At 50.4% G+C, this 12,263-nt stretch carries 13 protein-coding genes and 1 riboswitch; of the genes, 1 reads left to right on the top strand and 12 read right to left on the bottom strand.

Annotated elements, in window-relative coordinates; translation table 11 throughout:
* Positions 1 to 139: 139 nt before the first annotated feature.
* The 6 genes from scpB to ribD all read right to left on the bottom strand — a co-directional run bounded on the left by scpB (position 140) and on the right by ribD (position 5,377).
* Entirely contained in the window at positions 140 to 745 is a 606-nt protein-coding gene (scpB, locus tag NYE54_RS12350) for an SMC-Scp complex subunit ScpB (protein WP_076320929.1), read from the bottom strand.
* Positions 714 to 1,505 (bottom strand): segregation/condensation protein A, encoded by a 792-nt coding sequence (locus tag NYE54_RS12345; protein WP_071223898.1) that lies wholly within the window; start codon positions 1,503 to 1,505, stop codon positions 714 to 716. Before NYE54_RS12345 ends, scpB begins: the two co-directional genes overlap by 32 nt.
* Positions 1,506 to 1,570: 65 nt before the next feature.
* Entirely contained in the window at positions 1,571 to 2,038 is a 468-nt protein-coding gene (gene ribE / locus NYE54_RS12340) for a 6,7-dimethyl-8-ribityllumazine synthase (RefSeq protein WP_006209422.1), read from the bottom strand.
* Positions 2,039 to 2,298: 260 nt separating this feature from the next.
* On the bottom strand, positions 2,299 to 3,537 hold the full coding sequence (locus tag NYE54_RS12335; protein WP_076320927.1) for a bifunctional 3,4-dihydroxy-2-butanone-4-phosphate synthase/GTP cyclohydrolase II: 1,239 nt from the start codon (positions 3,535 to 3,537) through the stop codon (positions 2,299 to 2,301).
* Positions 3,538 to 3,584: 47 nt separating this feature from the next.
* Positions 3,585 to 4,253, bottom strand: coding sequence for a riboflavin synthase (gene ribE, locus NYE54_RS12330; RefSeq protein WP_339272137.1), 669 nt, complete (start codon positions 4,251 to 4,253; stop codon positions 3,585 to 3,587).
* Positions 4,254 to 4,276: 23 nt separating this feature from the next.
* Positions 4,277 to 5,377 (bottom strand): bifunctional diaminohydroxyphosphoribosylaminopyrimidine deaminase/5-amino-6-(5-phosphoribosylamino)uracil reductase RibD, encoded by a 1,101-nt coding sequence (gene ribD, locus NYE54_RS12325; RefSeq protein ID WP_339272136.1) that lies wholly within the window; start codon positions 5,375 to 5,377, stop codon positions 4,277 to 4,279.
* A gap of 267 nt (positions 5,378 to 5,644) precedes the next feature.
* Positions 5,645 to 5,828, bottom strand: a riboswitch (FMN riboswitch).
* 202 nt (positions 5,829 to 6,030) lie between these two features.
* On the opposite strand from ribD, the gene NYE54_RS12320 reads away from it, so the two are divergent.
* Positions 6,031 to 6,432, top strand: coding sequence for an acyl-CoA thioesterase (locus tag NYE54_RS12320; RefSeq protein ID WP_339272135.1), 402 nt, complete (start codon positions 6,031 to 6,033; stop codon positions 6,430 to 6,432).
* Positions 6,433 to 6,502: 70 nt separating this feature from the next.
* On the opposite strand, the gene NYE54_RS12315 is transcribed toward NYE54_RS12320, so the two are convergent.
* The 6 genes from NYE54_RS12315 to sigF all read right to left on the bottom strand — a co-directional run bounded on the left by NYE54_RS12315 (position 6,503) and on the right by sigF (position 12,258).
* A complete protein-coding gene (locus NYE54_RS12315) occupies positions 6,503 to 6,934 on the bottom strand; it encodes a peptidylprolyl isomerase (RefSeq protein ID WP_009595227.1) in 432 nt (143 codons plus the stop codon).
* Between the two features lie 210 nt (positions 6,935 to 7,144).
* Positions 7,145 to 8,476, bottom strand: coding sequence for a diaminopimelate decarboxylase (lysA, locus tag NYE54_RS12310; protein WP_339272134.1), 1,332 nt, complete (start codon positions 8,474 to 8,476; stop codon positions 7,145 to 7,147).
* 118 nt (positions 8,477 to 8,594) lie between these two features.
* Positions 8,595 to 10,229, bottom strand: a complete 1,635-nt coding sequence (locus NYE54_RS12305; RefSeq protein WP_339272133.1) for a spore germination protein — start codon at positions 10,227 to 10,229, stop codon at positions 8,595 to 8,597.
* A gap of 23 nt (positions 10,230 to 10,252) precedes the next feature.
* Positions 10,253 to 10,681, bottom strand: a complete 429-nt coding sequence (locus tag NYE54_RS12300) for a stage V sporulation protein AB (protein WP_339272132.1) — start codon at positions 10,679 to 10,681, stop codon at positions 10,253 to 10,255.
* A complete protein-coding gene (locus tag NYE54_RS12295) occupies positions 10,678 to 11,322 on the bottom strand; it encodes a stage V sporulation protein AA (RefSeq protein WP_339272131.1) in 645 nt (214 codons plus the stop codon). Before NYE54_RS12295 ends, NYE54_RS12300 begins: the two co-directional genes overlap by 4 nt.
* Before the next feature lie 180 nt (positions 11,323 to 11,502).
* Entirely contained in the window at positions 11,503 to 12,258 is a 756-nt protein-coding gene (gene sigF / locus NYE54_RS12290) for an RNA polymerase sporulation sigma factor SigF (protein WP_006209412.1), read from the bottom strand.
* Positions 12,259 to 12,263 lie beyond the last annotated feature (5 nt).

Here is a 12,263-nt window from a genome sequence, read left to right as displayed (position 1 = left end):
ATGGCAAAAGTGCCCCCAAATGATGCGAAACGATTCCAAGTCCCTGATTTCAAATTTTCGCAAGTGACATTAAAAAATCCCAGACGGTGGATTTCTCCACGCCCAGGATTCTATTACAGCCTATTGTGTTGTATAATGGCTAACTTTCCTCTACATCATCAAACGTAAGTTGACGACCGTCAAGCTTATCGAACAACAGCTGCGTTTCCTCTTCCAAGTTATCATTATCCTCAAATTGCGACGGCTCCGGCAAATCCTTGATATTGGCAAGTCCGAAATATTCCAGGAAAGACTTGGTTGTTCCATACAAAATCGGTCTGCCAATCGCCTCGGCCCGTCCGACTTCCTCGATCAGTCCTTTGCTTACCAGCGTATGGATCGCCCGTTCGGCCTTGACGCCGCGGATGTCTTCAATCTCTACACGCGTAATCGGTTGACGATAGGCAACGATGGAGAGTGTTTCGAGTGCGGCTTGTGACAAGGAAGAACGGGAAGGCGAATACGCCAGGCGCTCAAAATATGGAGCATGTTCGGCCAGCGTAGCGATTTTGTAGTTCCCCGCAATCTGTACGATCTGAATCCCCCGCTCGTAACGCTCCCATTCTTCCTTCATGTCCTCAAGCGCTTCGCCAACCAGGCCATCCGACTGCTCAGTGATCTCAGCAATTTGCCTAACCGACAAGCCCTCTTCTCCCGACAGGAACAGAAGCCCCTCAATAATCGATTTCAGCTTCGGATAATCCATCAATGCGTCCTTCCCCTCTCCACTCCATGACGATATCTTCAAACAACTTCTCTTGGTAGCACAAAATTTGCTTCATTTTCATCAGCTCCAAAATGGCCAGGAAGGTTACCACGATTTCATGCCGTACCATCTCTTCGTGAAGCAGCTTGGAGAACAGGATCCTGCCTCCCGGCCCAACCTCCTCCAGGGCATCCATGACCTGACGAATCCGGTCCTTAACCGATATTTCATCCCGCTGAATGCGGGCATACGATGTGCGTTTGACTGCTTTGCTTAATGCTTTTTGAAAAGCAGCGATCAAATCCGAAATATGTAATCCCTGCACCGGATTCTCTTCCACTTCCGGCATGTAAGGCGTGAGGTCTTCGGCTTCCTTGGAATAAATTAAACTGCGTTCCCATTCCTTCTCATGCAAATGGCGGGCGATGCCTTTGTACTTGCGGTATTCGATCAGCTTGGCAATAAGCTCTGCTCTCGGATCCATGTCATCTTCTTCATAAAAATCAAACTCGTCCATCTCGATAACCGGAGGCTTCGGAAGCAATAACTTGCTTTTTATAGACAGCAGCGTTGCAGCCATCACCAGAAACTCACTCGTAATCTCCAGCTCCAGCTCCTGCATGTTGTGCAAATAGGCCATGTATTGTTCGGTAATCTCGCTGACGGGAATATCCTGGATGTCGATTTCCGCTTTATCAATCAAATGCAGCAGCAGATCGAGCGGTCCTTCAAACGTTTCCAGCTTGTATAATACGGTCACGGTGAATCCTCCCGCCAAAAAATAAAATGCAGTGCTCTAAAAAAGAGCACTACATTAAATAAGCACTATTTTAGGCTTTTCGTCAAGTTCGCCATCTCGATGGCTGCCATCGCGGAATCCCAACCTTTATTGCCAGCCTTCGTTCCCGCACGCTCCACGGCTTGTTCGATATTCTCCGTCGTGACGACACCGAAAATCGTTGGTACACCGGTCTTCAGGTTAATTGCGGATACCCCCTTGGCCACTTCGTTGCACACATAATCATAGTGCGTGGTAGAGCCGCGAATGACGGTTCCCAAGGTGATGATTGCATCGTATTTGCCGCTTTCTGCCATTTTTTGGGCGATGAGCGGGATTTCAAACGCTCCCGGCACCCACGCGACATCCACTTCGTTCTCCTGTGCGCCGTGTCGCTTCAATGCGTCCAGTGCGCCGCTCAGCAGCTTGCTGGTGATGAACTCGTTGAAACGACCTACGACGATACCGTACTTTAATCCCTCGGATACTAATTTACCTTCAAATATAGTTGCCATAATAGAAAACTTCCTTTCGGTTTGGAGTTTATATAAGGTCAAACATGGGATTTGGGATAACATCGATGTGGTTGTCCGCTGCGCTGACGGCTGCTGCTTCCGATCGCTGTTAACTCCTGATTTCATGATCTATTTTCTGGAGGGAAGAAATCAGGATTAAAGGCGACCGCTACCGCTTCTCCAGCAGCATTCCGTCCTCTTCGCTGGGTCGTTCCATGAGGCAAACCTCCCCACATGATTGACCTTTTGTGATGTGGTGATTAATTGGTGCTCTCGTTCTGCTCAATATCGTTGAATTTCAGCATATGCCCGAGCTTGGCTTGCTTGGTATGCAGGTAGCCCGTGTTATCCTCGTTCTCCGGCATTTGGATCGGAACGCGCTCGACCACCTCCAAGCCGTATCCTTCGAGGCCTTTGATTTTGCGTGGATTGTTTGTCAGCAAGCGAATTTTTCTGATCCCCAAATCCTTCAGGATCTGGGCTCCGATGCCGTAATCACGCAGATCTGCCGCAAAGCCGAGCTTCAGGTTGGCGTCTACCGTGTCGAGTCCCTCCTCCTGGAGCTTGTAGGCTTTCAGTTTGTTGATTAAGCCGATGCCCCGCCCCTCCTGGCGCATGTAGAGAAGAACGCCTCTGCCCGCTTCATCGATTTGGCGGAGGGCCGCCTCGAATTGGGGACCGCAATCGCAGCGATGGGAGTGGAACACATCTCCTGTCAGGCACTCGGAATGCACGCGTACGAGGACAGGCTCATTCCCATCGATCTCCCCTTTTACCAAAGCTACATGCTCTTTATTGTCCACGTCGTTGGTGTAGGCAACCGCTTGAAACACGCCGAAATCGGTCGGCATCCGCACAGCTACCTCTCGCTGGACCAGCTTTTCTTTTTCATTGCGGTAATGAATCAGATCCTTGATGCTGATCAGCTTCAGATCATGCTTCTTCGCAATCTCCACAAGGTCCGGCAGCCGTGCCATTGTACCGTCTTCCTTGATTACCTCGCAGATGACGCCGGCCGGATAGGACCCGCTCAATCTGGCAAGATCGACAGCGGCCTCCGTATGCCCTGCCCGGCGCAGGACGCCTCCATCTTTTGCGATCAGTGGGAACATATGACCCGGTCTTCGGAAATCGGATGCAGATGCATTCGAATCCAAGATACCTTTGACGGTGATGGACCGCTCATAGGCCGAGATGCCTGTCGTGGTATCCTTATGATCAATGGAGACCGTAAAGGCCGTTCCATGATAATCCGTATTTTGGGTAACCATCGGTTTGAGGTCGAGCTCCTGAGCTCTGGCCTGCGTCATGGGCAAACATACCAGCCCTCTGCCTTCGGTGATCATAAAATTAATGACCTCCGGAGTTGCCATATCAGCTAATGCGATAAAATCGCCCTCATTCTCACGGTCTTCATCGTCTACGACAATGACGACCTTGCCTTCCTTCAAATCGGTTAACGCCTCTTCGATTGTATGAAATGAAAAGCGCTCATCCATCGCTACTCCTCCTTCTTCTCATGGAGACTCTATGTGAAGCACTCGGCTTAGGCAAATCCATGCTCTGCAAGATAATCCCTGCTGATTCCCGGTTTTGTCCCGCCTCTGCTCCCGGCCCTCTCTGAGCCGTAATGCAGCAGGTGATCTACATATTTTCCTAAAATGTCGCATTCGATATTAATCGTATCGCCTGCTTTTTTATATGCCAGCACCGTCTCCGCCAGCGTGTGGGGGATGATGGATACCGTAAAGGAGGAATCTGTTGTTTTGACAACGGTCAAGCTGATTCCATCCAGTGTGACGGAGCCCTTCGGAATGATATATTTGAATACATCCCCACTCGCGGGCGCAATCTCGTATACTACGGCATTCTGATCTGCCTGCACATTCCGAATGACGCCGACGCCATCCACATGCCCCTGAACGATATGGCCTCCAAATCGACCTCCGGCCGCCATTGCCCGTTCCAGATTCACCTTTCCGCCTGGCTGCAGTTCCTTAAGGTTCGTATTTCTGTAGGTTTCCGGCATCACATCGACCGTAAATATTCCTTTGTCAATCGTTGTGGCTGTCAAGCAGACGCCATTAACGGATACGCTGTCCCCCAGCTTTAAATCATTCATGATCCGGCTAGCGGAAATGCTCAGCAGCATGGCTTCGCCTTTCCGTCCGATACGCCTCATTTCGCCGATCTCCTCAACCAATCCAGTAAACACAGGCTTCCCTCCTTTCTTTCTCCTTATTTCCAGACCGGAATCCCGGTGACATAAATATTGTCGCCCAGTCTTTCCGTCTCAAGTCCTGTCAGCATAATCGCTTGGTCCATCTGTTCATACCCGCTGAACATGTAATTTCCAGGTGCATCATACCCTCCGATAATCTTAGGGGCGATAAACTGGATGAGCCGATCCACCAGCTTCTGTTCCAGCATCGAGCCATTTAGAGTACCGCCACCTTCCAGCAAAATGGAGGCAATCCCCTTCTGTCCCAGCTTCGCCAGCCCAGCCTTCAGATCCACACGTGGACCTGGCCCGCAGGGGATGACCTGAACGCCCAGCTCTTCCAGCCCGATCCGCTTCGACTCATCGGCCTTCTCCGTCGTCAAGATCCACGTTGGCGCCGATCCGTCTGTCACGACATGGCTGTCGGGCGGGATTCGCAGGCTGGAATCCACGATGATCCTAATCGGATGCAAACCTTTCACACCAAGTCTCGTTGTCAGGCTCGGATTATCCGCGATAACTGTTGACACGCCAACCATGATGCCTTGATGGCGATGACGCAGCGTATGCACAAGCTCTCTTGATTCTTCATTGGATATCCACTTGCTATCGCCGGTTTTCGAAGCGATTTTGCCGTCCAGCGTGCTGGCCGTCTTTAACGTTACGAAGGGCAGACCCGTCGTAATGAACTTAATGAAGGTTTCGTTCAAGCGAAGCGCACGTTCCTTAAGGACACCGGTCTCAACCCGGATTCCCGCTGCGCGCAGCATTTGAATCCCTTTGCCCGCAACCAGAGGATTAGGGTCCTCGCAAGCAACAACCACTCGCTGAACACCCTCGGCAATCAGCCTCTCGCTGCAGGGCGGCGTCGTACCATAGTGACTGCAGGGCTCCAGTGTCACATACACCGTACTGCCCGCAGCTTTGCTGCCAGCCATATTTAGGGCATGAACCTCAGCGTGCGGTGTTCCGCGCTCCAAATGCGTTCCCACCCCTGCAAGCGCACCATCCTTAACAACGACACAGCCGACAACCGGATTTATCCCGGTTTGACCCTGAGCACGTTCAGCTAGGTCCAGCGCAAGTGACATATAGAATTCATCGTTGACGATATCCATGGTAAACATGCCCCTTTCCCAATGTTCACATAAAAAAGCCCTGCCAAAGATTCGGGGAATCCTTAACAGGGTTTGATGGAAGTTAATCATTGACACACTAAATAACCGTCATAAATGCAGGTTTTGCCTATAACAAACGACCCAAATCCGTAACCGGCGACATCCAATCATCGCAAGCACAGGTTTGAATTGCATGTGAAAACCTGCACATAACGCATATCACGTTGTGTGCGTAGACACAAATAACACATGTTGCTTATGTGTCTCTCACTCCTTCTCCCATCCAGACTATACTGTCGGTCCCGGATTTTCACCAGGTCCACCGCATACGGTGTGTAACAACACACGCATATCCGGGTCACGGACTAAGACGCAGCCATCTGCTTTCAAAAGCTCAATCACTGCGTTCATCACCGCCGGTAGGGAATTTCACCCTGCCCCGAAGGATAAAACATATGAAATTGTTTGATCTTATGAAGAATCTTATCACCACCTTTTAATAATTGCAAGAAAAAACAACTAACTATTTTATAGTTCATAACTTTATTTGCCAATATGTGTATTGACTGCAGAAGGAGAATACTTCCCATAGAGAGAACAGTTTAGTAGGATAAACACGGGAACTAGATACAGTTAAAAAGGAGCGAGCTGCGATGAAAACTTCGCTGGACATTATCGTCCGTCCAACGGAAATCGACGTGAACGGACATGTAAACAACGCCAAATACCTGGAATATCTGGAGTGGGGCCGTGAGGAATGGTATGAAGCAGGAGGTCTTCAATATGATATGCTGAAACGGCTTGGCGTCCAGACCGTTACCGTCAATATCAACATCAACTACCGCAAGGAGTGCGGCCAAGGCGAACGGCTGACCATCGTGACCGAACCGCATTCTATGGGTCGTACAAGTTATGTGCTGATTCAGAAGATTTACAACGAACAGGAAGAGCTTTGCGCCGATGCCGCCGTTACCAGTGTGGCGATGGATGTGCATACTCGTAAAAGTCGGCCTGTTCCGGAAGAGCTTCGTGAATTATTTCCTGACCCTGCGTAATCCCTCCCCGGAATAACAATAAAAACAGGCTCACCCTTAAGAGTGAGCCTGTCCTGTACAGAAGCTATTTTTATGCTTCGTATACTTCTACTTTTTCCATTTTGTCACGGCCTTTGAATGCATCCACGTACTCCATGCCCTCAACGACTTTACCGAACACCGTATGTTGTCCGTCCAAATGCGGCTGCGGCTCGTAGCATACATAGAACTGGCTTCCGCCCGTGTTGCGGCCAGCATGCGCCATGGCCAAGCTGCCACGCTCATGCTTGTTAGGGTTGATCTCGCAGTTGATTGTATAGCCAGGACCGCCTGTTCCCGTTCCCTGTGGGCAACCGCCTTGAGCCACGAACCCAGGGATTACGCGGTGGAATACAAGACCGTTATAAAACCCGGAGTTTGCCAATTTCTCAAAATTAGCTACCGTGTTCGGTGCATCATTCTCAAACAGATCCAGCACTACCTCTTTGCCGTTCTCCAATGTGATCTTCGCTTTTTTAGCCATATGTGTTATCTCCTTCCGTTATTAGAACGCTTCAATCGATTTTTTTACAATGCATTCTATAGTTTACTATGAATTGAGCCTCGAAGCAAAATGATCTTGTCCCCGTTTGCACATTCCATATCAAGTCCAAGGCATGCCAAAGAGCCCTGACCGCAGCCGGTGGCATTGGCGGGCCCTCTAGGATATTAGAGCCGTAAAACAAACATCCGTTTAGCTCGTTACGGTTTCTTTCGTTACACTTGCCGGCACTACGTCGTGGCTGATGATGTCCGCAAGCGACTCGCGGCGTACCACCAGCTTGCTCTGTCCGTCCTTCACGAATACAACCGCAGGTTTACGGATCCGGTTGTAGTTGCTAGCCATGGAATAGTTGTATGCGCCTGTGCAGGATACGGCCAGCAAATCGCCTGTTGCCACCTTCGGAAGCTCCAGATCCCAGATGAGCATGTCTCCGCTCTCACAGCACTTGCCGGCAATGGATACCGTTTCTTCCGGCTTCTCATTCGCCCGGTTCGCGAGCAGCGCTTCATATTTCGATTCGTACAGCGCCGGACGCGGGTTGTCCGTCATTCCGCCGTCTACGGCAACGTATTTACGGACCCCGGGAATATCCTTGCTTGTGCCCACTGTGTAGAGGGTGGTGCCTGCGTCACCAACAATACTCCGGCCTGGTTCGACCCATATTTCAGGGAGCGTGTTGTCAATGCCGGCGAAGTGGGTCTTCACCGCATCCGTAATCGCTTTTACGTAGTCGGATACATGAAGCGGAGTGTCCCCGTCCACATATCGGATTCCAAATCCGCCGCCAAGATTTACAACCTCGAACGTAATGCCGAGTCCCGCCTTGACTTTGGCTGCAAATTCTGCAACGCGTGAAACAGCCATCTGAAACCCTTCTACCTCAAAAATCTGGGAGCCGATATGGGAATGAATGCCCATCAAATGAATATTCGCTTGAGCCTCGGCAAGCTTCACCGCTTCATAAGCTGAGCCGTTGCCGATATCGAAGCCAAATTTCGAATCCGTTTGGCCTGTTGAGATATACTCATGCGTATGTGCCTCAACTCCCGGTGTCACACGAAGCAAAATGTTGACCTTCTGGTTCTTCTCGGCAGCAATCGCTTGCAGCATATGCAGTTCAACTACGTTATCGACAACGAAACAGCCGATTTCCGCATCCAGCGCCATCTCAATCTCATCCGGCGTTTTATTATTTCCGTGGAAATGAATCCGTTCCGCCGGAAACCCGGCCTCTAGTGCGGTGTACAGCTCTCCGTCGGAAACAACGTCAAGCGACATCCCTTCCTGATCAGCCAATTGACACATAGCCATCACGCAAAACGCCTTACTGGCATACGCGACTTGGAACTTCAAACCGGACGCCTTGAAGGCCTCAATGTATTCCCGGCAGCGATTACGGACCGACTGCTCGTCTACAATATATAGTGGTGTTCCATATTGAGCTTTTAAATCGGATGTGTCACACCCGCCGATTTCCAAATGCCCCTGATCGTTAATCTTGCTAGTACCGTGTAAAAACATGCTTACAATTCCTCCGATCCATTGATTCAAAATTAGGGTAATCGAATAATTGTTCACAGTATAGCAGACAACGGAAGGTAATCAAAATGGATTTTTCAACACAACATTTGTGTTATTGTTAATGCTCGCCTCTCGGATTCATTTCAGGGCCCATTTTGGTGTTGTCACGCGTTTTGTTGATAGCCGGGCGTCTTCTTGACAGAAGCAGCGGTTTGCGGAACAAAATTTCGCCCATCGCTTTTGCACTAAATGGTATAAACGGCCACAAGTAAGACGAGTTGTAGGAACGGTGGGTCGTCAGGAGCAGAATCAGAAGCGTCGTCCCGATGACAAAGCCCTTGACCGCGAACAGGGCTGTTGCAAGCAGAAGGAGCAGCCTGACCATCCGGTTGGCAAGTCCCAGCTCATAACTCGGGGTCGCGTACATCCCAATGGACGCCACCGCCATATACAGGACGACCTCGTTAACAAACAATCCGGTCTTAACAGCAATATCGCCGATCAAAATCGCAGCGATCAAACCCATCGCCGACGCTAACGGTGTCGGCGTATGCACGGCAGCCAAGCGGAGCAAATCCACGCCGAATTCAACAATCAGAAACTGCAGGATAATCGGAATTTTAGAATTCTCATGCGGACCGATGATATCAAGTCCCGGTGGTTTCAGTTCAGGATGGACAACCAGCAGCATCCACAGCGGGAGCAGGAACATGGATGCAAAAATGCCTATAAAACGTATCCAGCGCAGGTACGTTCCCATAAACGGGGTCTGACGATTCTCCTCGGCATGCTGGCAGAGATCCAGGAATGTGGTTGGCATGATCATTACGCTCGGCGAAGTATCTACCATGATAACAATTCGGCCTTCAAGCAGATGGGAGGATACAACATCCGGCCGTTCCGAATATCTGACCAGCGGAAAAGGGTGCCAGCCTTTGTTCACAATTGCTTCTTCGAGCTGCTTATCACCGAGAGGAAGCCCCTCTAAATCCACTTCCTGGATTTTGCTGCGAATCGCCTCAACTTGGGTACGGTCCGCGATGTCATCAATGAAAACCAGGCATACGTCCGTTCTCGTCCGTCTTCCGACCTTCATGACCTCTATGTGCAGTCCCGGATCGCGAACCCGTCTTCGCACCAGGTTCACGTTGGTAACGAGCGTCTCCGTAAACCCGTCCCTTGCGCCGCGAACAACGCGTTCCACCGCAGGCTCTTCGAGCCCGCGCACAGGATATTTCCGGGTATCCAACAAGATGGCGGAATGCGCATCCTCAATGAACAGCGCACATATACCGGAGAGCACTTCGTTAATCACTTTGCTGAGTCTTGTATCCCGCTCCACTTGGACATGGGGAATATAGCGGGTCATCATCTCGGTAAGTGCCTGGTTGCTCACATCCTCTGGTGTCAGGTACGTCAGCCTTGTCAATATATCCGTCACCACGACATCATTCGTGAAGCCGTTTAAGAAGAGAAGCCCCGCATTTCTGCCGGCAAAGTTCATTTCACGGAATATCACATCAAAAGAAACCCCAAGACCGATAACTTCCTTAAGCACTTTTTTCAGTTCACTCAGCTTCGCGGGAACATGGTCCGTTTGCTGCCAGTAGATGACGGATTCCTCGGTACTGTCGGAGGTTTCGGCCTCCCTCTTCTCCCTCAGCTCTTTTTCCTCCAACGCTTTGATCTCCGATGGGGGAATGATCGGAATATCGGTTTCCAGTTCGCCGTTATGTGTTGTTTTCTCGTCCATAACCTACCTCCTAGCCATAACTATCACTTGTTGTAAACAAACCAGTCGAACAGAGAGCCCGCCACCTTGCCTGCCACCATCGCCATAAGAAGACCAAACAAATACCCCGTCAACCGGAGCCGCTTGGCCAGAATCGGCAATACGTTCAATACTTCCGTCAATGCCGCTGCCAGCATGCCGATGAAAATCCCGCACATCAATCCGATCACGGTACTCACAACCGGTCCCAATGGAACGGACCATCTCCAGAAATCGGCCACCGTGCCGATAAAAGATCCCGCTATTAAAGCCCCTTCATACCAATGGACCCGGCTATAAGTTGCCGTCAGTTGGGACAATCTCGGGATGATGTCCAGCACGATGATGAGCGCAATGACTCCCCCGCCGACGGCGATGCCCCCAGCTACGCCAAGAACACAGGTGAATATCCCTTGCAGAATGGACAACATCATGGTTCCTTACCTGTCGTATCGGCTCCGGCGTTCATTTTCCGATATTCTTCGGCGACCACGAACTGATCCAGATTTTCCTGATAGAGGTACATTTCCACCTCAAGCGGTGTCGGTTCTTCATTCCATTTTTTCTTGAACAAATGATTGAAGAACACCGTCATGCCGAATCCGAGCCCCAGCGAGTATGCAATCTGGAACAAATAGGGATGCTCGTCTCTTTTCCCCGTCACCATTTCGACGATTCGGATCTGTACCTCGAGCATGTTGACGTCGGCATGGAAATTCATAATGGTCAGAGCCGAACCGAAAAACAAGAGCAGCCAAATGAGCGGGAACCACAATTTTGATCGCTTGCTCTCTGGACCGACAAGCTCCACCAGGGTATGATGGTTTCCCATCGGTTCGATATGGGCACCCGGAATCAAGGCTTGAATCTTCGGGATGATTTGAATCAGATCCATGACAAGGCGGTTGCCATCGATATCCTTCGGCTGCGTAAGCGGCAGGGCTCTAAGCCGTCTCTCCCATTCGGGTTCGCAGACAATGAAGGCGACATCACCTAGTTTGACGGTCTGGTCTCTTGGTAACCGTATGCGGCTCCTTAGCTGCAGAAACACCGTCGGAGTGGGATTAACCTTCATCCGAAACACTCCTTTACTGCTAGATTACCGTTAGTATGGGAAATCTCTCTCGTTTCTACTCGGATTTACCATACTTTCTTATCCGCCAAACGACCAAAAGGTTTACTAAAAAATGAAAAAACGCCGTCCCTAAGGGCGGCGTTAAGTTTGAGCAGACTTTCGAATAACGGCTGAGGCCCGCTACTGCGCGATCTCGTTCCGTATGCTCTGCAATATTTTTTTCTCAAGTCGCGATACCTGCACCTGGGATATGCCCAGCCGGCTGGCAACTTCCGACTGCGTCTGATCCCGGTAATACCGCAGATAAACAATGAGCCGCTCCCGTTCGGTCAAGCCACCTATTGCTTCATTCAAGGCCAGCTTGTCGAACCATCGTTCTTGCGATTCATCAGCTATCTGATCCATTAGCGTTATGGGATCCCCGTCATTTTCAAATACGGTCTCATGAATCGAGGTTGGCGGTTTATTCGCCTCCTGGGCAAACACCACTTCCTCGGGGGTTACCCCAAGCTCTTCGGCAACCTCTTTCACCGTTGGAAGACGATCGAGCTGCTTGGACAGCTCGTCCCGCTTCTTCCTGACTTTGTTGGCCATTTCCTTAAGCGATCGGCTGACCTTGAGGGTCCCGTCATCTCTTAAGAAACGCTGAATTTCTCCGATGATCATCGGTACGGCATAGGTCGAGAACTTTACGTCATAACTGAGATCGAACTTGTCCACGGATTTGAGGAGACCGATACAGCCGATCTGAAACAGATCATCAGGCTCATACCCCCGGTTCATAAACCGCTGAACGACAGACCAGACAAGACGAATATTACAGTTGACGAGCGTGTCCCGGGCGACATTATCCCCGCTTTGGCTAAGTGCAATGAGTCGTTTGACCTCCGCGTCGTCCAAATAAGTCTGCGAAGTTTTCTTCACATCGGCATCCATTTGTC

Source organism: Paenibacillus sp. FSL K6-1330, assembly GCF_037976825.1.
GTDB lineage: Bacteria > Bacillota > Bacilli > Paenibacillales > Paenibacillaceae > Paenibacillus_AQ.
This window is presented reverse-complemented; position numbering and strand designations above follow the sequence as displayed.